The 18,044-nt window shown below is 42.5% G+C and carries 19 protein-coding genes; 9 read left to right on the plus strand and 10 right to left on the minus strand.

All coding sequences use genetic code 11. The features are described from left to right. Positions 1 to 91 precede the first annotated feature (91 nt). Both AN394_RS01730 and AN394_RS01735 read left to right on the plus strand, forming a co-directional pair. The gene (locus tag AN394_RS01730; protein ID WP_054562270.1) at positions 92 to 556 is read left to right on the plus strand and encodes a MarR family winged helix-turn-helix transcriptional regulator; all 465 of its coding nucleotides are present in this window, start codon (positions 92 to 94) and stop codon (positions 554 to 556) included. A gap of 86 nt (positions 557 to 642) precedes the next feature. Next, the gene (locus AN394_RS01735) at positions 643 to 1,392 is read left to right on the plus strand and encodes an RIO1 family regulatory kinase/ATPase (RefSeq protein ID WP_054562269.1); all 750 of its coding nucleotides are present in this window, start codon (positions 643 to 645) and stop codon (positions 1,390 to 1,392) included. 32 nt (positions 1,393 to 1,424) lie between these two features. Here the strand turns inward: AN394_RS01735 and AN394_RS22480 are convergent, their stop codons facing one another. From AN394_RS22480 to AN394_RS01770, 7 genes are all read right to left on the minus strand, one after another. Next, positions 1,425 to 2,837: a family 43 glycosylhydrolase gene (locus AN394_RS22480; protein ID WP_054562268.1), complete on the minus strand. Its 1,413-nt coding sequence runs from the start codon at positions 2,835 to 2,837 to the stop codon at positions 1,425 to 1,427. Positions 2,838 to 3,092: 255 nt separating this feature from the next. After that, on the minus strand, positions 3,093 to 3,563 hold the full coding sequence (locus AN394_RS01745) for a hypothetical protein (protein ID WP_054554318.1): 471 nt from the start codon (positions 3,561 to 3,563) through the stop codon (positions 3,093 to 3,095). After that, positions 3,563 to 4,705, minus strand: coding sequence for a PepSY domain-containing protein (locus tag AN394_RS01750; protein ID WP_055020670.1), 1,143 nt, complete (start codon positions 4,703 to 4,705; stop codon positions 3,563 to 3,565). Before AN394_RS01750 ends, AN394_RS01745 begins: the two co-directional genes overlap by 1 nt. A gap of 108 nt (positions 4,706 to 4,813) precedes the next feature. Further along, the gene (locus AN394_RS01755; protein WP_055020671.1) at positions 4,814 to 5,653 is read right to left on the minus strand and encodes a mechanosensitive ion channel family protein; all 840 of its coding nucleotides are present in this window, start codon (positions 5,651 to 5,653) and stop codon (positions 4,814 to 4,816) included. 33 nt (positions 5,654 to 5,686) lie between these two features. Then, the gene (locus tag AN394_RS01760; RefSeq protein WP_054562264.1) at positions 5,687 to 6,397 is read right to left on the minus strand and encodes an LrgB family protein; all 711 of its coding nucleotides are present in this window, start codon (positions 6,395 to 6,397) and stop codon (positions 5,687 to 5,689) included. Beyond that, positions 6,387 to 6,740 carry a CidA/LrgA family protein gene (locus AN394_RS01765; RefSeq protein ID WP_055020672.1) on the minus strand — a complete coding sequence of 118 codons (354 nt, stop codon included), beginning with the start codon at positions 6,738 to 6,740 and terminating at the stop codon, positions 6,387 to 6,389. Before AN394_RS01765 ends, AN394_RS01760 begins: the two co-directional genes overlap by 11 nt. Before the next feature lie 69 nt (positions 6,741 to 6,809). Continuing rightward, positions 6,810 to 7,601, minus strand: a complete 792-nt coding sequence (locus tag AN394_RS01770; RefSeq protein ID WP_055020673.1) for a crotonase/enoyl-CoA hydratase family protein — start codon at positions 7,599 to 7,601, stop codon at positions 6,810 to 6,812. 258 nt (positions 7,602 to 7,859) lie between these two features. Between AN394_RS01770 and AN394_RS01775 the strand changes: the two genes are divergently transcribed. From AN394_RS01775 to AN394_RS01795, 5 genes are all read left to right on the plus strand, one after another. Next, entirely contained in the window at positions 7,860 to 9,062 is a 1,203-nt protein-coding gene (locus tag AN394_RS01775; protein WP_235575478.1) for an efflux RND transporter periplasmic adaptor subunit, read from the plus strand. A 9-nt stretch (positions 9,063 to 9,071) separates the two neighbouring features. Continuing rightward, positions 9,072 to 12,185 (plus strand): efflux RND transporter permease subunit, encoded by a 3,114-nt coding sequence (locus AN394_RS01780; RefSeq protein WP_055020674.1) that lies wholly within the window; start codon positions 9,072 to 9,074, stop codon positions 12,183 to 12,185. 118 nt (positions 12,186 to 12,303) lie between these two features. Further along, a complete protein-coding gene (locus AN394_RS01785; RefSeq protein ID WP_054554325.1) occupies positions 12,304 to 12,624 on the plus strand; it encodes an HI1450 family dsDNA-mimic protein in 321 nt (106 codons plus the stop codon). A 59-nt stretch (positions 12,625 to 12,683) separates the two neighbouring features. Next, on the plus strand, positions 12,684 to 13,478 hold the full coding sequence (locus AN394_RS01790) for a YdiY family protein (RefSeq protein WP_370316364.1): 795 nt from the start codon (positions 12,684 to 12,686) through the stop codon (positions 13,476 to 13,478). A gap of 14 nt (positions 13,479 to 13,492) precedes the next feature. Beyond that, positions 13,493 to 13,963, plus strand: a complete 471-nt coding sequence (locus tag AN394_RS01795) for a hypothetical protein (RefSeq protein WP_054562259.1) — start codon at positions 13,493 to 13,495, stop codon at positions 13,961 to 13,963. Positions 13,964 to 14,017: 54 nt separating this feature from the next. On the opposite strand, the gene AN394_RS01800 is transcribed toward AN394_RS01795, so the two are convergent. Both AN394_RS01800 and ygfZ read right to left on the minus strand, forming a co-directional pair. Further along, positions 14,018 to 14,503, minus strand: coding sequence for a peptidylprolyl isomerase (locus AN394_RS01800; protein WP_054554327.1), 486 nt, complete (start codon positions 14,501 to 14,503; stop codon positions 14,018 to 14,020). A gap of 12 nt (positions 14,504 to 14,515) precedes the next feature. Further along, positions 14,516 to 15,427, minus strand: coding sequence for a tRNA-modifying protein YgfZ (gene ygfZ / locus AN394_RS01805; RefSeq protein WP_054562258.1), 912 nt, complete (start codon positions 15,425 to 15,427; stop codon positions 14,516 to 14,518). 120 nt (positions 15,428 to 15,547) lie between these two features. Between ygfZ and AN394_RS01810 the strand changes: the two genes are divergently transcribed. Both AN394_RS01810 and AN394_RS22505 read left to right on the plus strand, forming a co-directional pair. Continuing rightward, a complete protein-coding gene (locus AN394_RS01810; protein WP_054562257.1) occupies positions 15,548 to 15,799 on the plus strand; it encodes a succinate dehydrogenase assembly factor 2 in 252 nt (83 codons plus the stop codon). Between the two features lie 40 nt (positions 15,800 to 15,839). Beyond that, positions 15,840 to 16,199: a protein YgfX gene (locus tag AN394_RS22505; RefSeq protein WP_408003007.1), complete on the plus strand. Its 360-nt coding sequence runs from the start codon at positions 15,840 to 15,842 to the stop codon at positions 16,197 to 16,199. Here AN394_RS22505 and nadB read toward each other — a convergent pair. Further along, a complete protein-coding gene (nadB, locus tag AN394_RS01820; RefSeq protein WP_054562255.1) occupies positions 16,174 to 17,796 on the minus strand; it encodes an L-aspartate oxidase in 1,623 nt (540 codons plus the stop codon). The two genes, AN394_RS22505 and nadB, sit on opposite strands and share 26 nt — an antisense overlap. Positions 17,797 to 18,044: the final 248 nt, after the last annotated feature.

Consider the following 18,044-nt stretch of genomic DNA (forward strand, 5'->3'; position numbering starts at 1 on the left):
ACTATTCATAGCTGTTGAAGCAATCTAATAGGATTGAATTATTTTTCCGATTAACTGTCTATGAATTGCTATTAACCGCTTTAGAGGAAATATGAAAGAACCTGCATCAATTGGCCAGTGCTGTATTGAAGATTTAGATCCCGTGCAAGACTTAGGTCGCTTAGTCTCTTACTTACGTTCAAACCTAGTGACTCATCTTGATGATGCTTTAGAGGATAAAGAGCTAACGTCGGCTCAGTACATTGTGGTTGTGCTACTTGCGCGCGGTAAAGTAAATACCTTGGCTGAGCTTTGTGAGCACATGGTGTATGACCGTGGTGCCATGAGTCGATTACTTTCTCGTTTAGAAGACAAGGGCTTAGTTGCTAAAAAGCAGTCAGTTGAAGATCGCCGTTCAACTCTTTTATGCCTGACTGAAAAAGGCCAACAGCTTTACCCAGAAATTTTACCTACTGTAAATGATATCTATCGCAAAGCACTCACAGGCTTCTCTGATGATGAGCAAGAGCAACTCGCAAGCTTATTGTTTAGAGCAATTCATAATTTAAAAGCATAAATTTCTCTAAGCGGTACATTGTCGCTGTAGACGCATTTTGATAATATAGTTGCCTAGGCATTTAATTTTAACAAGTCCGGGTTGTTATGTTTGAATCATCTTTGCTTGCGCAGCTTCACGCTCAATTTCCAGCTCATCAATTTAGCCCCGAAGGTTTGTCGGTTGTTCACACAGGCCGCTTTGCCAATGCCATTGTTTATCGTTATAAAGACGCGAAATTTGATTTAATTATTAAAGATTTTCAGCACAGCCCATGGTGGGTGAGAAAAACCATCGCGCCGCTTTTTATCAATCAAGAGTACAAGGGGCTGGCACGCCTGCAAGATGTAGACGGAGTGGTCGATAACTTTTGTCGTTTGTCATCAATTGCTATTGCTTATGATTTTATTGAAGGCACGCCACTTCGCCAGCTTGCCTTGCAACAGCAGCATTTACCGAGTGAGTTCTTTAAAGAATTTGAGCGTTTGGTAGCAAAAATGCATCGCCGCGGCGTGGTGCACCTCGACTTACGTAATTTAGGTAATGTTATTTGTTCAAAAGACGGCAAGCCTTACATTATTGATTTTCAGTCAGCGATTCGCTTTGCACGCTTTCCTCGCTGGTTACAGCGTTTTATGCGTGGTGCCGATATGAGTGGGGTTTATAAAGCATGGCATAAGTTAGCCAAAGACTCGTTACCGCAAGCAAAGGCTGATTATTTGCACGACTTTAATCATGTGCGTAAGCGTTGGATTTTTAAAGGTTATCCGATTCAACGTGCCTATTTATGGTGTAGCGGGGCTGTAACTCAGATTCTTAATTCTGAATTTGTTCGCAGTATATTAGATAGATTGTAAAAAGCGCGCTTGCACGCGCTTAGTGGGGAGAACTAGTATTTAGGCCAACCATTCGCATCCCAATTCAGGGTGCTGATGAGCAATTTAGGGGTACCATTATCACCTGCATCATAGGCATGACGAACAATCACATCGGTATTTAAAATGTCTTGTCCACCTGGACCTACCCATTGGCTATTACCCGCATCAAGAATGCTCCCGCCGCTGGCTAACATGTCGGTACCATTTTTATCTAGGTATGGGCCGCGGATGTCACTAGAGCGACCATACGCAATACGGTAAGTACTATTCGTGCCATCACAGCATTTGCCAACTGAAACAAACAAATAGTAATAGCCTTGGCGATACACTATGGTAGGTGCTTCGATGCCACCAGAGCGACTTGCTAAAGAGTAGATTTGACCAAATGGTTTCATGGTCATTGGGTTAATACGCGTTAGTTTAATACCCGAATTCCATGAGCCAAAGGCAAGCCAAGGTGCTCCATCTTTTGCTACCACGAGATCGGGGTCAATGGCGTTATAATTATTGCTATTGGTCGTGTTAATTACTAAACCATCATCACGCCAATCACCGGCTGCCACACTACTTGCTGAGGTAAGGCCAATAGCGCTAACACGTGAACCAAAGGTCGAAATCGAATAATAAAGCCAGCTACGACCATTGTAGCTTTTTAATTCAGGCGCCCAGACATCAATTCCATCATGATCTGGCACATAGTTACTCCACCAGCTTAAACCATTTGAGAAAATTGGTTGCGCATCATTCCAATCTACACCGTTGCTTGAATATTTACCGTAAATACCAGGGCCTGTTTGAAAAACCCACCAAGTGCCATTTTCATAGCCAAGTGTTGGATCGTGGGTGACTAAATTACCTGTAAGTGGCCAGTGGTCTGCAGCGCCATTAGTTGTGGATGGATCCCAAGGGGTTGATTCAACATTAGCAAGCTTGGTTAGCTGCCACTGCTGTGCATCGCTGCCGTTATAGCTCCACTGGCTAATATTTGCGCCATCGTTGCCATCAAAAGCATATAGGTCAAGAGCCTTACCACTGTGATCGTTAATAAAGCTGTAATAACCGCTACCTTCCTCATTAATTTGCCAGTGTTGGCTGGCAAGATTAGCGTACTCATATTGCACCACATTGCCGCCATCGGCGGTCGAGAAGTCAAACACCTCTAGGGCTTTACCACTATTTAAGTTAATAACCGAATAGTTGCTGCCACCTATGTTGGTGATTAACCAGCGCTGGGTGTCGTGATTAGTGTCAGCCCACTGACTAACATTTGCACCGTCGTTGGTTTGCGCGCTGGCTACTTCAACAAACTTAGCACTGTACTTTGATTTAATGGTGTATACGCCATTATCAATCGCATAAGCACTGGGCAGAATGAGGGTTGTTGCCAAGCTGAGTGCAGCTAGGGCTTTTTTTGAAAGTATCATTGTGTCTCCAAATCATTGTTATTGAGCTTTCCTTGTGTGTTTTGCTCCTTGGATGAGTTTTGATCTACAGCTACTAACTCAGTTAAGAGTATTGGTGCAAATGAAAACTATTTATAATACTTTATTATATTATTACTTTTGTAAAGGTGAATGGTAAAAATAATTAACAAAAATTTTACCTTTAACTATTTTGGAAGGGACTTTAGTGTTTAGCTGAGATACAAAAAAGCCACTCAGTGAGTGGCTTTTCGGATGTTATTGAGTAATAAACTGGCTGGGAATATCCCATTTGAGGGTATGCAGTTGGCCTTGCCAAGTTTGGATGGTGATCCACAGTTTATCATCTGCTGAGATGGTTTTAGGGGCTATCGCATGGGCGTGCTGACCATGATTGGTGCCATGCATTATGCCTTCTTCATCTTTAGCAAACTCCGTTAGTGCTAAAGGCGCTTGGCCAATATTTAAATACGCCTGACGAACATTGCTTATGTCACCTTGATTAAAGGCGATAAAGAAATCTTTCACATACTCATTGTGGTGTGAGTACGGGGCATCTTCATTTAGCGGCATCGGGGCGATTTTAAATTCGCCCGCTTGTTGCTCTTGCCAAAGTGCAGGAAACTGAGGGTTTAATGACTGATAAATAAACCATACAGGTAAAGCCAGTACCACAGCATGTAAAACATACTTTTTACGTTGCCACCAAGTTGCTTGTAAACGAGCCATTAGTTTGCCTCCTGAACGTTATTCACTGGCGCTGATTGGCGCGCTTTTACAGGTTTGTTATTTACTAATTTTGCGGCATACATCATAAAACCAGTGATCGACATACCACTTAAAATTAAACCAAAGATAAACCAGATAACCTTTGTCCACAGACCGCCAATGTTACCGTAATGCAGCGGATCGGCGATATGTGAAAGGGTGAGTAATCCCGACATGGTTTCTGGGCTTTTACTTGCTGCAATTTCACCTGTCCAAGGATTGATTGAAGTTGAGTAAGCGTAGTTATCGTAGAAAATAGTATCGCCACTGCCCATGATATTAAACATGCCGCGGTTATGCTCTGGCAGCATCACATAACTAGGTTTGAAATCTGGGAATTTCTCTTTGGTAATAGCCAGTGCCGCTTTTAAGTCGGTTGGCGGTGTTTGTTTATCCGCAGGTAAAGTTGACACTGCCACTAGCGGTGCGTGCTCTTCAATGTCTATTTCATTATGCCACATGATGGCTTGCACTAAATACCACAGGCCTGTTAGTGCCATTACTGCCATAAACCAAATTGACCAAACGCCACTTAGGGTATGTAAATCTTTTAGAAAGGTTTTTTTACCTTGATTAAAACGTAGTTTTGGCTGACTAAATGCGCGCCAAAAGTTTTTATAAATCACTAAGCCTGTTACTAGTGCACCTAAAATAACAAAAGCCATGGCGCTGACGAGGTAGTAACCTACGCTGTAACCTTCTTGCCAAGGGAAGAATAGCCAGCCGTGTAGGGTACGCATAAATTCAATGAATGAGATAGTGTCATTAACCGCTTGTACTTCGCCGGTGTATTGATTGACGTAAGCCACAGCATAAGGTTTGTCGGTATCAGTGAAAATAACCGCATTTACCAAGTAAGGTTCATAAGTGAGTACACTCATTACATCGGCAGTCGGGTAGGATTTTTCAACGCTATTAATAACTTGATCAACACCAAGTGCTGGTAAATCATTTGGGTTGTTTGCACGTGCTTCACTGTTGGTCAGCCAAGTAAGCTCATGGCTTATCACAGATACAGTACCTGTGACGCAAATAAAGCAAAATAGCACCCATACTGGGAGCGAAAACCAACCATGTAGTTGGAACCAAAGACGTTTACTCATGGTAAAATAGCCCGACGTTAATTGATGATAGTAATTGTTATCATTTAAATTGTACTACAATCTTTTGAACAAACACAATCTCTGTCGACGAGCTGCAAAAAAGGCGCTTTAAGCGCCTTTATTATTAGTTTGATTGAGGGTAACAATTCGTTGTGGGAAAGGAATTTCGATATCCGCTCCTTGAATTGCTTTAAATACATTGCGGTTCACCGCTAATTTGGTCTCAATAATTTTGGTGGTTGGCACCCAAAAGCGATAGCTCAAGGTAACACCGCTCTCAGCAAAGCGCTCAATACCGACTTGTGCATGAGGAGAGTCACTAACTAGCTCATGCTCGTCTAACACTTTTTCGATAAGCTCAATAGCGAGGTCTGCATTGGCATCATAAGCGATGTCTATTTCACCTTTAACTAATGAATAGCTAAACGAATTATGTAAAATCTCACCAACAATATGTTTGTTAGGAATGGTGATTTCGACTTTTTCTTCGTTAATCAGAATTGTGTGACCCAGCTCAATGGTTTTAACTTGCCCACTCACGCCTTTTACTTCAATAGTATCGCCAACAACAAATGGCCTTGTTGCAATGATGGCAAGGCCCGCACCGTAGTTTGAAAGCATGCCTTGCATTGCTAAACCAGCACCTAAAGATGCAGCACCAATGGCAGCGACAAATGGGGTCACGCTAATGCCAATTTTGCCAAGGGCAATAACCAAGAACATAATGATCAGCAATACTTTGATGACATTACTGACAAAGTTGGTGAGGGTAATATCGATATTGTGACGCTGCATGAGTCCAGCAACCATATTCGATACTTTTTGCGCAATCCATAAACCAATAAATAGAATTAAGATGGCACCTAAAATTTGCATACTGTAGGTGACCAAATATTCCATGATCAGATTGTAGTATTTTTCGACTTGCTGTATTTCTGAGTCAATCATGTGTTTTCCTAACAAGGTTACTGCGAATTCTGACTATACCAGAACATGCTGAATAACAGGATAAAGTATCGGCACTATTATCGCGCTGAGTAGCGCACTTAATGCCATCGCCACAGAGGCAAAGGCACCTGCTTTTGGCTGATCACTAATCAGTGATGCTGTGCCAATGGCATGGCAAGCGGTACCAATGGCAACACCTTTTGCTTGGGCGTTGCGGATATTTATCAGCGAGAAAATCAAATTACCAAATATAGCCCCAAGTACGCCAATAAAAATCACCATGGCTGCCGCCAAAGAAGGAATCCCCCCCAGTGACTCAGTTACTAATAAGGTGATGGGTGTTGTTACAGATAAACTTGCTAGGGATGCGCTTAGCTGAGCAGGGGCAGCAAAAAAATAACATATTAGCGAGGCGACCAAGGTGGCATTGATCACCCCTAAGCTACAACTTATGAGGATTAGCAGTAGGTTCTTTTTTACGTGGATAAATTGCTGATAAAGCGGTAAAGCCAATGCCACAATGGCAGGCTCAAGCAACCAGCTTAAAACTTTACTGTGCTCGGCAAAAGGCTCATAAGGGAGCTTAAATGCCACTAACAACGCTGCAGTTAACACAATTGCCCAGCACACAGGATTACTAAGCGCTTTGGCAGTGGCATGCTGGGTTTTCGCGTTTAAAAACCGCAGTACTAAGAAAAGCGCAATAATGCACGGAACGCAGAGCCACCATAAACTAACTGTCATTTTCGCGGCCCTTAAAATAAGCGATAACAGCGCCTATGAGTAAAACACTGGTCAGTGGCACGACAATAAAAATAGTTAGTAATAAAGGCCAGTTCTGCGAAATTAAACCTAGGTGCTCAATAATGCCAACCCCTGCAGGGATGAAGAACAACGGCATATAATTAAGTAAAGGGCTGGCTGTTGGTTTTAAATGTTGTTCTTTAACGAGGCCCGTTAACAGTAGCACGAGAAGTAACACCATACCGAGTAATGGGGCAGGGAAAGAGCTTTCAAGCAAAGCCGTTAAAAACTTTGCAACGGCTAAGCAGGTAAGAATAATGACACTACTGATAAGGTATTTCATAAGTCAGGATAATTGCGAATAAAGTACAACTACATCATACCCTTGTCAGTTGTACTATGCGACTTTAGCTTACCATGATTTGGCATTATTAAATTGAATATCCTCTGCACCTTTCGCCTTTGCAATCGCCTTTTTAGTATTAGGGTTCATCAGTAAGCGAATTTGACTCCAGGTTTCTTTAGCGAGAATTTTACGCTGCTGTGAACGGTAGCTTTGCTGAGTAATTCGTTTAATTGCTGCCAGAGTATCTGGCGAGCGCGCTAGTAGCGTTTCTAGTACGGCATCGGTTTGTTTATCAACGTCATCAGTGAGCTGTGTAACTAAGCCATATTCTTTAGCGTCTTCAGCAGAGACTGGCCCTGCATGACTTGCTAACCAAAGTGCTTGGTCACGCTTCATTAAACCTGCAAGCACCACGTTAGCCCCCATATCAGGGCATAAGCCCCAACGAGCTTCCATGATCGCTAATTTAGCGTTTTTATCGACGATGCGGTAATCAGCACCAAGTGCGATTTGCATACCGCCACCAAAGCAGTGTCCGGTTACTTTCGCAATCACCGGAATACTTAAGTCTTGCCAACCTAGTACAACTTTTTGCGCTAAGTTTTGGTTTCCTGGTAACCACTTGAATAAAAGCTTGATGATATTGCTTGGCTTTTTCATCACCGCAGCAACATCCAATCCAGAGCAAAAGTGTTCGCCTTCACCAGAAATAACCACCGCACGTAAACTGCGATCACGTTTAATTTTTTTGATTACGTTTGAAAGCTCGACAAACATGGCAAAACTGAGTGCATTTTGTTTCTCGGGACGAGCAAGGCTAACCCATGCGACTTGTTGTTTTATTTCTAGTTTTATCATGGTAACTCCTCTGACCTGTTTGCTAGAGCTTACGAGTTAATTACAACTAAGTAAAGAATTGCTGATGTGTCGCAAGTAATCATTATATTTTCCAAAAATGGGTAACCTTGTCATATATTTAGTTACAAATTGGTGTATATTTTTAAAACAAAGATGCTAGTTCATCGCTAGTTTGATTTTGTGATTAGTTAGATACTTTCGCAAAATCCCATGACACGACTAGACTTAGTTTTAAGTCGCGCAACAAGGAGTAAATATATGCTGATGCGCAAAACAGCTCGCATAACTAAACAATCATCTCGTTCTTTGGCTTTTGCTGCAATTTCTGTAGCATTAACAACTACATTGGTTGGCTGCTCAGATGATAAAGCACAACAACAAGCTACGCCGCCACCGGCCGTATCAGTATTTAATGTCGTCACACAAGAAGTTGGTAATTACCGAGAGTTTGTCGCGCGTACTGAAGCATTCCAAGAGGTTGCTATTAGAGCCCGTGTTGAGGGGGAACTAATTGAACGTCACTTTAATGAAGGTTCATCGGTCGAAAAAGATCAGCTTTTACTGCGTATTGACCCATCAGAGTACCGCTCTACTGTGGCAGAAGTTGAAGCTGACTTAAAAAGTAAAGTTGCCGCAGCAGGCGCCGCTGAACGTGATTTAAAACGCGGCAAAGATGTGGCTGCGCAAGGTTTTATTTCACAATCAGACCTCGATAAACTAACCACTAATTTTGAGCAAACCACCGCAGCTGTTAAAGCCGCAGAAGCTGAACTTGAAAAAGCAAAACTTAATCTAAGTTATACCGAAATTCGTGCGCCGTTTGCAGGGCGTATTGGTAAAGTGAACTATGATGTGGGGAATATTGTTGGGCCATCATCCAATGAGCTTGCGGAGCTGACCGATGTAGACCCAATTTATGTAAGTTTTCAGGTTGAAGAAGCAGACTACATCTCTTATCGCCAAAATCATCAAGCACCGTCAGATAAAGACCCTCGCGATGTGCCAATCGATTTAACTTTACGCTTACCGAATAATTCGACCTTCCCTGATAAAGGCGAACTTGATTTTGCTGATACCAAAATTAACCGCAACACAGGCACGGTTGAGCTAAGAGCCGCTTTTGATAACCCAGATGGCATTGTCATGCCGGGCTTATTTGTCACCTTGATCGTTGAAAGCACCAATAAACAAGACTTGGCACTCATTCCTCAAGTAGCGGTACAAGAAAACCAGCAAGGTAAGTTTGTGCTCGTTGTTGATAACGAAAACAAAGTGGCTATGCGGATTGTTAAACTTGGTCGTCGTATTAATGCAATGTGGGTTGTTGAGTCAGGCTTAGAGGCTGGTGAAAAAGTCATTATTGAAGGTTTACAAAAAGTTCGCCAAGGCGCTGAAGTGAAAGCTGTTGAAAAAAATGTCGATGAAACAACCGGCACTATTTCTAGCAAAGCTAACTCTTAGGAGTGAGATATGATCAGTAAAACTTTTATATCTCGCCCAAAATTTGCCTTGGTAATTTCGATTGTTATTACCATTGCGGGTTTAATTTCAATGGCTTTGCTGCCTGTGAATATGTATCCGCAAATAACCCCTCCGCAGGTACAAATTAGTGCTAGTTACCCAGGTGCAAGTGCGCAAATAGTTGAAGAGTCAGTGATCCGGCCCATAGAAGAGCAGGTTAATGGTGTTGAAGATATGATGTATATCGAATCAACATCGTCGAATAACGGCACGGCCAACATAACTGTGTATTTTAAGGTCGGCACAGATACAGATATTGCCCAAGTTAACGTACAAAACCGTGTGGCACTTGCAGAAGCAGGCTTACCTGAAGAGGTTAAGCGCCAAGGTGTGTCGGTTAAGAAAAAATCGAGCTCGATGCTACTTGGTATCAACTTGTACTCTAACCAAGAAAATATCGACGCTATTTTCTTAAGTAACTATGCAACTAACTATTTAACCGAGCCACTTGGCAGAATAAATGGAGTTGCATCTGCTGAGGTAATGGGTGAACAAACCTATTCAATGCGTTTGTGGTTACGCCCAGATCGAATGGCGTCACTGGGTTTAACTGTGTCAGAAGTTCAAGCTGCGCTGCAAGAGCAAAATACTATCGTAGCAGCAGGTAAACTGGGGGCTGCCCCCTCTGCACCGAGCCAGCAATTTGAATATTCGATTCAGGCAAAAGGGCGTTTAAAAACCCCTGAAGAGTTTGGGCAAACCATCATTCGCTCAAGTAAAGATGGTAACTTCGTGCGCTTAAACGATATTGCCCGTATTGAATTAGGTGCGGCAAGCTACAGCACAACAGCAAAGTTAAACCAGCAAGATACTGCATTCTTAGTTATTTATCAGCTAACAGAAGCGAATGCGACACAAGTGGCTACCGATGTAAAAGCCCGTATGGCAGAGCTTGCTAAGCAGCTACCTGATGGCGTTGAGTACTCAATTCCTTATGACACTACAGAGTTCATCAATCGCTCGATTGACGAAGTGGTTGTCACCCTTGTTCAAGCTGTTGGCTTAGTTATTTTAGTGGTGTTTTTATTCTTACAAAATTGGCGCGCTACGCTCATTCCAACGGTGGCTATTCCGGTATCCTTGGTGGGGACTTTCGCGTTTATGATGATGATGGATTACTCCATCAACTTAATCACCTTGTTCGGTTTAGTGCTAGCAATTGGTATTGTGGTCGATGATGCCATTATCGTTATTGAAAACGTTGAACGAATACTTAAAGAAGAAAAGCTGCCAATTAAAGAAGCGGTTACCAAAGCGATGGAGCAGGTATCGGGGCCGATAGTGGCAACGACCTTGGTTTTGCTTGCGGTGTTTGTGCCAGTAGGCTTTATGCCGGGAATAACCGGGGAGCTTTATAAGCAATTCTCGGTGACGATTTCTTTTGCAGTACTCATTTCATCTTTAAACGCACTGACATTAAGCCCTGCATTGTGTGCTTTATTGTTAAGCGAAAAAGCCATGAAGCCGATTAAATGGTTAGCACCGTTCGAAAACATTATTACTCGCTCAACCAATGGTTACAGTAAAGTTATTAACTTTATCCTCAAACGTACCGCCAGAATGGCATTATTTGCTCTGGTAATCTTTGCTGCCGCAGGGTGGCTAGTAAAAACAGTGCCTACAGGCTTTGTACCAGCAGAAGACCAAGGCTTCCTGTTTGTTGATGTGCAATTACCAGATGCGGCAGCAAGCGGTCGTACCCAAGATGTAATGCATAAGCTGGGCGACATTGTAAAAAATGAACCAGCGGCAACCGATTTTATTGCGGTGTCTGGTTTCTCATTACTTGGCGGTGCGGGTTCTAATAATGCGCTTGGTATTGTGGTACTCAAAGACTGGGAAGAGCGAACTAGCCCTGAACTTGGTTTACGTGCGGTACTAACGCGCTTGATGGGGCAGTTCTGGGCGATGCCTGATGCGCAAATCATGGCCTTTAACCCGCCTGCAATTCCGGGGCTTGGTAACAGTGCTGGCTTTGAGTTTAGGTTACAAGATAGTGAAGGGCGCGAGCCTGCAGAGCTTGCTCAAGTATTAAATGGCTTAATTTATGAAGCGAACCAGCGCCCAGAGCTATCAAATGTTTACAGTACATTTAGAGCCAATGTGCCGCAGTATTTCCTTGAAATTGACCGTAATAAGGCAAAAGCTCAAGGGGTCGCGCTTAGCGATATTTTCTTAACTTTACAGGCGCAACTGGGCTCATTATACATTAATGACTTTAACCAATTCAGTCGTACTTACCGTGTCATCATGCAGGCGGAAAGCCGTTTTCGTCAAAACCCCGCAGACTTACAGCACTACTACGTGCGTAATGATGAAGGAGCAATGGTGCCGCTCACTACATTGGCTAAACTTGAGCCAATTCTTGGCCCTACAAGTTTAACGCACTTTAACTTATACCGAAGTGCAAGCATTAGCGGACAACCTGCGGCGGGTTATGCCAGTGGTGATGCTATTAAAGCAATGCAAGAGTTGGCTGAGCAATTACCAACAGGCTATGTGTACGAGTGGGCTGGGCAGTCTAAACAAGAGATTGAAGCGGGTAACATGGCGCCAATTTTGTTTGGCTTAGCGGTAGTATTTGTGTATCTATTCTTAGTAGCGCAATACGAAAGTTGGACAATTCCGTTTTCGGTCATTGCAGCGGTACCGCTGGCGTTATTTGGTGCCATGCTTGCGCTGTATGTAATTGGTATGGAAAACAACATCTATGCACAGGTTGGTTTAGTGCTACTGATTGGCTTGTCCACCAAAACCGCCATTTTGATTGTTGAGTTTGCTATGGAAGAGCGCGCGGCAGGCAAAAGTATTTTTGAAGCGGCTCTTAACGCGGCAAGATTACGCTTTAGAGCGGTGTTGATGACGGCATTGTCGTTTGTACTTGGCGTATTGCCGTTGGTGTTTGCAAGTGGCGCAGGGGCAGGTAGCCGAATATCGCTCGGTATTACCGTGTTATTCGGGATGTTAGCTGCAACCATTTTTGGTACCTTGCTTGTTCCTCTATTTTATACGCTCGTGCAATCAATGCGCGAAAAAATAAAAGGCACAGCAAGTGCTGAGTAAAATCTGTTATTAATTACAAAAAAGTCAGGGCAACCTGGCTTTTTTTTTGGTAAAACTCAAAAGAGGTTTGTTATCATAACCAGATTCAAAGCGACACACATGTGCAGAGGTTTAAGGAATGGCTGGTCCACGCTTATACAGTGAAGAAGAAGTAACTCATCAGGCTTATGATATCTTTTTAGAATTAGCGCCTGATAATTTAAGCGAGCAAGATATTGCTGATTTTAACGAGCACAGAGAAGAGCTTGGCTTTATTGAAGAAGGTGAGCCTGACGAGCAGTGGCAAGATTTTGTTGCACTCGAAATTGAACCTGAGCTATTTGTGCAAGTCTTAGTAGGACTTGAGTTCGACAATCAAGATATCTTGTTTGCGAAAATTTTAATTAGCCGAGACAAAGATGCACCGTTTTGCCACATTCTTTGGAAAGATAGCGAATAACTCTCCAGCCGATGTTTGACTCTACTTTTAGTTGTTTTAATTCAATAAAACGAATTATTTTGCCCGCCCTGCTAGTTTGCAGTTGGCAGGCTTTTGCTGTTGATCCGTTTGAAGACTTCCATGAGTACGGCCAATTATCAGAAGAAGAAATCCATAAAATTCATAAAGGCGAGTTGCTGTACGGAGATATGGAGTTTGGTTTTATGGTAAGCCGTGGCAATACCAACTCAACCAGCTTCAAACTTAAAGGTAACCTATACCAAGATTTCGAAAAGTGGCGTAACCAATTTAAGCTCGATACTTTATACAAACGTGACCGTAATGAAGAAACTGGTGATGAAGAAGTCTCTGCTGACCGTATTTTTGTATCGGGCCAAGGTAACTATAAGCTAAATGTGAAAAATGAGTCATTTTTCATATATGGTGACTATGAGCGAGATAAGTTTAGTGGTCTTGAGTTTAAGAGCACCATAGCGACTGGTTACGGTAACCGCATTTACCAAGGCAGCAAGAATAAAGTCGATATCGATGTGGGCCCTGGTTTATACCGCTCGGTGGCTGATCAAGAGACTGCAACAGAAGAAGATGAAACAAAAACAGGTTATCTGCTTCGTTTAGCGCTGCAGTGGGAGCGTACGGTCTCTGCTCGTACTCGCTTTAATCAAGATGTCAGTTATGAACAATCATTGTCAGGGTTAAACTCGCGTTTAAAGTCAGAAACATCCCTGATCAGCAAAATTATGGGTGATGTATCACTCAAATTTACTTACATGTATCGCTATAACTCAAAACCAGAGGAAGATAAGCTCAAGTACGATTCTGAGCTGAGTGCAACCTTTGTTTATAGCTTTTAAGAGAATACTTCAGAATGTATCAACATAAACAGTACGCTATTTTTATTTTTGTTATCTTAGGCTGGATTGGCGCCTTCATTGCCTTAGCTTGGAACTTAATTGGTGCAGATATTCCTCTTATGGTGTTTAGCGCTATCTTAGTGCTGGTGGCCTTTTTGTTTCATGGCTTAACGATTAAGGTGAGCGATAAAACAGTAAGCTGGGCATTCGGTCCGGGTGTATTTGGTAAAACAGTGACTTTTGATGAGATTGAATCAGTTCGAGCGGTAAGTAATTCATTTCGCCATGGTATTGGTCTGCGTATCACGCATGATGGCTGGGTTTACAGTGTATCTGGATTTAGTGCTGTTGAATTGGCAATGAAAGACGGTACGCACTATCGCTTAGGGACAAATGACCAAGAAGGCTTACTTGCTGCGCTTAGAGAACATATTGCAGAACCTGTGACAGACGCTTCTGTGGATACAGAAGAAGTAGTCGAATAAGAACACAGCAGATATAAGAAAAGCGCCAATGGCGCTTTTTTTTATAGTAATGGTTTAGTGGCTGTGACCACAACCACCTTCACCGTGCACATGACCATGTGCTAATTCTTCTTCAGTTGCATCGCGTACTTCAAGTACTTCAACATCAAAATGAAGGGTAATACCTGAAAGAGGGTGGTTACCATCTACAATAACGTCTTCGTCTTGAATTTCAATGATCATTACTGATTGGTCGCCAGCGTCTGTCGTAGCGCGGAACTGCATACCAACTTCAATTTCCATACCTTCAAACATTGATTTTGGCACTGCTTGCATTAGGTCATCGTGACGCTCACCATAGCCTTGCTCTGGCTCAACTGTTACGCTGAATGTGTCGCCCGCTTCTTTACCTAATAGCGCATTTTCGAGGCCTGGAATTAAGAAACCCGTGCCAACGATAAACACTAGTGGCTCGCCATCGAAAGAGTTGTCGATGGTGTTTTTGTTATTATCCAATACTGAATAATGCATTTTTACCACTTTGTTTGCTGCTACGATCATAGTCATTCCTATTTATTCATCTTCGAGAGAGTAAGGCAGAGCTTGAATAGATAACTCTACCTGAGGGAGGTGTTTTGCTCGCAAAATTTGGCCTGCTTCATTGTCGTTAGGAAGCACAACCAGACCCATTAAGGTTTGTGTTTGTTGATTAAAACTTTGGCTAATAAGCTTGCCAGCACGGCGCCAGTTTTCGCCCATTTGTGTTTCGAGTTCAAGCTCGTCAAGTAAGCCTTCAGCTTTGCCCGAAACTATATACATAGCACGTTTATTTTTGCCTAGGTATTTCATACGAGCGACGGTTTCTTGCCCTGTGTAGCAGCCTTTTCTGAAACTGATACCACCAAGCGCTTGCAAGTTAACCATTTGCGGTACGTATTCGCCAATAGCGTCGCTGTTTAATGACGGCTCGCCTGCGGCAATAGCTGCCTGTTGCCATAACGCGTCATCATCAAGAGCTGTGACGTTATCAGGTAAGCTAAATTCTTCGTTGACCATAAGCAATACACGGTTATCTGCAAGCTTTAACGCTTTACCGCCAGCAAAGTCGACTGCGCTGTGCTCGTCGTCAAAATTAATTGCTAAGGTTTCTAGAGTCGCTGTTAGGTCATCACCTAGTAAGCCAATTAGCGGTTTTTCAGATTGCTGAATTTCTACTTGCGAAAATACCGCATATTTTTTTAACTCGACTAGCGATTGCTCTACCTCAGGTTTTGAGCCCGCAAGGTAATAGCTATCAAGGTGTGAAAACAACCTAAACACACCCCAAAGCTTGCCTTTTGCATTACAGTGGCCAGCCCAAAGGAAGTTATCATCAGTTAATTTGTTGATATCTTGCGTAATTTGTCCGTGAAGGTAAGACAACTTATCTTTGCCAGTTAGGCTGATAAGTGAATAAGATAAAGGACATGCGTAAACAGTCGACATAAAAACCTTCTTTACGATATGAATGAGCGCTAATGATAACTTAGTTAGGGTAGCAATTTAAATAGCTGTTTATTCGATAGCAATTTGGTAAACTGCAGACAAATAAGTACGAGGTTTAAAATGACTGAAATTCACAGTAAAGAACGTATTCGTTGGGCATGCCGTCGCGGTATGTTAGAACTAGATGTTTTATTTATGCCATTCGTTGAAGAAGCGTTTGACTCACTATCAAAAGAACAGCAAGCCGTTTTTCAACGCTTACTTGAGTGCGATGATCCTGATTTATTCGCCTGGTTCATGGGTCATGAAGAGTGTAAAGACCCAGAGCTTAACGGTATGGTCGCGTTAATTTTAGACCGAGTTCGTGTATAGATTTACCGTTACAAATAACACCCCAGACCACAAACCCTTTGTGGTCTTTTTTTGCTTAACAGCCATCATATTATGCTTTGTTTACCAGCATGTTTTCGCTCAACTTTTGGCTTGTTTAGCGTGCTTTTTCTTAGCCATTCTTAGTTTTAAAAAAGTCCAGCAAGCACAGCCTGAAAAGGGTTTTATAATTTTAGAGCAAGCAGAGCTCAGGTTTGTTAACGACAAACTTAAAATTCAAGGCCAGATAACAGCTAAAAGTTATGTGTTTGCTAATTTTGTAGTGCTGAGGTTGGCTGGGTTTTATCAATCACACTGGCTGATTATAAGCTCAGCCAGTGTTGATAAAGAAAGTTTCTCGCGTTTAAAGCGTGCGATTATTGCAGTGCAGCAACCGACTTAGGGGTTAAAATTGTTGGTGTTGGATTTTCGTTTTGCTCTGGGTAATCAATCGTGTAATGAAGACCACGACTTTCTTTACGCTCAAGGGCGCTGCGAATAATAAGCTCTGCAACCTGTACTAGGTTTCGAAGTTCTAATAAGTTATTTGTAACTCTAAAGTTGGCGTAATAGTCGTGAATCTCTTGCTGCAGTAATTCAACGCGGTGAAGCGCACGTTCTAAACGTTTTGTTGAGCGTACAATACCCACGTAATCCCACATAAATAACCTTAGTTCATGCCAGTTGTGGGTAATAACGATTTCTTCGTCTGAGTTAGTTACGCGACTTTCATCCCAAAGTGGTAAGGCTTCAAGGGCAGGGCTTGCATCGATTTTGCTCAGAATATCTTTCGCGGCAGCATGGGCAAACACGATACATTCAAGTAACGAATTACTCGCCATACGATTAGCACCATGTAAACCTGTGTAAGCTACTTCGCCAACCGCGTATAAGTTATCTAAATCTGTACGGCCATTAAAGTCGGTCATAACACCGCCACAGGTATAGTGTGCAGCAGGCACCACAGGAATGGCTTCTTTGGTAATGTCGAGGCCAACACTTAAGCATTTTGCGTAGATAGTTGGGAAGTGTTCAATGATAAAGTCTTTGTCTTTGTGACTAATATCAAGGTACACACAGTTCGCACCAAGGCGTTTCATTTCAAAATCGATAGCACGAGCAACAATATCGCGAGGGGCAAGCTCTTCGCGCTCATCAAAGTCTTTCATAAAGCGAGTGCCATCAGGGCGTTTTAAATACGCACCTTCACCGCGCATTGCTTCGGTGATCAAAAAGTTTTGCAGCTCTGGGTGGTACAAACTTGTTGGATGGAATTGGTTAAACTCCATATTGGCAACACGGCACCCTGCACGCCATGCCATTGCTATACCATCACCACTCGATACATCAGGGTTAGAAGTATATAAGTACACTTTACTTGCGCCGCCTGTTGCCAGTGATACGAATTTAGCTGCAATGGTTTCAACTTTTTTATCAACACAATTCCAGACGTATAAGCCGTGAACATGCTTGCCTTTTTTGGCTAAGCTTTTATCTGTAATTAAATCAATGGCATTGTAGTTTTCTAACAGAGTGATGTTAGGGTGTGCTTGTACTTGGCTAATTAAGGTTGTTTGCACTGCTCGGCCAGTTGCATCGGCAGCATGTAAAATACGACGATGACTATGACCACCTTCGCGAGTTAAATGAAAACGCTCTTTACCTTTTGAATCGAATTCCATATCAAAAGGTACGCCTTGCTCAATAAGCCACTTTAAACATTTTTTAGCATTGCTTGCTGTGTAGTGAACCGCATCACGGTCACATAATCCGCCGCCTGCATCGAGTGTATCTTCAACATGAGATTCAATACTGTCATTCTTTTTATCAAATACTGCTGCAATACCACCTTGAGCATATAAGGTAGAACCTTCAGTTAATGCGCCTTTACTAAGTACCGTCACCTTACAGTAATTAGCAAGCGATAAAGCAAGAGAAAGGCCAGCGGCGCCGCTGCCAATGATAGCGACATCAGTAATGTGATGTTTATTTTGGTTCATGTCTGTGGTCTTTGCGGTTACAATGCTCGGCTAGTAGTGCCAAAAGTTTGAGCAAATAAATTTTTATGTGGTATACGTATATGTACCATATTTGCTTTAACACTATTAGTCATTTTAATACGTTATACCAATCTTATTAGTTTTATCGTCACATAAACAGTTTATTGTTAGCTGTTTTTAATTGTGAATTCAATTTAGATAACCGTTGATTTTTAAGCAGTTATTGAGGTTGTCGTGTAATAAGATTG

The sequence above is a fragment of the Pseudoalteromonas sp. P1-26 genome, assembly GCF_001401795.1.
In the GTDB taxonomy this organism is placed as follows: Bacteria; Pseudomonadota; Gammaproteobacteria; order Enterobacterales; family Alteromonadaceae; genus Pseudoalteromonas.

Coding starts and splice junctions, on each gene's coding strand:
- AN394_RS01730 (WP_054562270.1), top strand. CDS start 92: ATGAAAGAACCTGCATCAATTGGCCAGTGCTGTATTGAAGATTTAGAT.
- AN394_RS01735 (WP_054562269.1), top strand. CDS start 643: ATGTTTGAATCATCTTTGCTTGCGCAGCTTCACGCTCAATTTCCAGCT.
- AN394_RS22480 (WP_054562268.1), bottom strand. CDS start 2,837: ATGATACTTTCAAAAAAAGCCCTAGCTGCACTCAGCTTGGCAACAACC.
- AN394_RS01745 (WP_054554318.1), bottom strand. CDS start 3,563: ATGGCTCGTTTACAAGCAACTTGGTGGCAACGTAAAAAGTATGTTTTA.
- AN394_RS01750 (WP_055020670.1), bottom strand. CDS start 4,705: ATGAGTAAACGTCTTTGGTTCCAACTACATGGTTGGTTTTCGCTCCCA.
- AN394_RS01755 (WP_055020671.1), bottom strand. CDS start 5,653: ATGATTGACTCAGAAATACAGCAAGTCGAAAAATACTACAATCTGATC.
- AN394_RS01760 (WP_054562264.1), bottom strand. CDS start 6,397: ATGACAGTTAGTTTATGGTGGCTCTGCGTTCCGTGCATTATTGCGCTT.
- AN394_RS01765 (WP_055020672.1), bottom strand. CDS start 6,740: ATGAAATACCTTATCAGTAGTGTCATTATTCTTACCTGCTTAGCCGTT.
- AN394_RS01770 (WP_055020673.1), bottom strand. CDS start 7,601: ATGATAAAACTAGAAATAAAACAACAAGTCGCATGGGTTAGCCTTGCT.
- AN394_RS01775 (WP_235575478.1), top strand. CDS start 7,860: ATGCTGATGCGCAAAACAGCTCGCATAACTAAACAATCATCTCGTTCT.
- AN394_RS01780 (WP_055020674.1), top strand. CDS start 9,072: ATGATCAGTAAAACTTTTATATCTCGCCCAAAATTTGCCTTGGTAATT.
- AN394_RS01785 (WP_054554325.1), top strand. CDS start 12,304: ATGGCTGGTCCACGCTTATACAGTGAAGAAGAAGTAACTCATCAGGCT.
- AN394_RS01795 (WP_054562259.1), top strand. CDS start 13,493: ATGTATCAACATAAACAGTACGCTATTTTTATTTTTGTTATCTTAGGC.
- AN394_RS01800 (WP_054554327.1), bottom strand. CDS start 14,503: ATGATCGTAGCAGCAAACAAAGTGGTAAAAATGCATTATTCAGTATTG.
- ygfZ (WP_054562258.1), bottom strand. CDS start 15,427: ATGTCGACTGTTTACGCATGTCCTTTATCTTATTCACTTATCAGCCTA.
- AN394_RS01810 (WP_054562257.1), top strand. CDS start 15,548: ATGACTGAAATTCACAGTAAAGAACGTATTCGTTGGGCATGCCGTCGC.
- nadB (WP_054562255.1), bottom strand. CDS start 17,796: ATGAACCAAAATAAACATCACATTACTGATGTCGCTATCATTGGCAGC.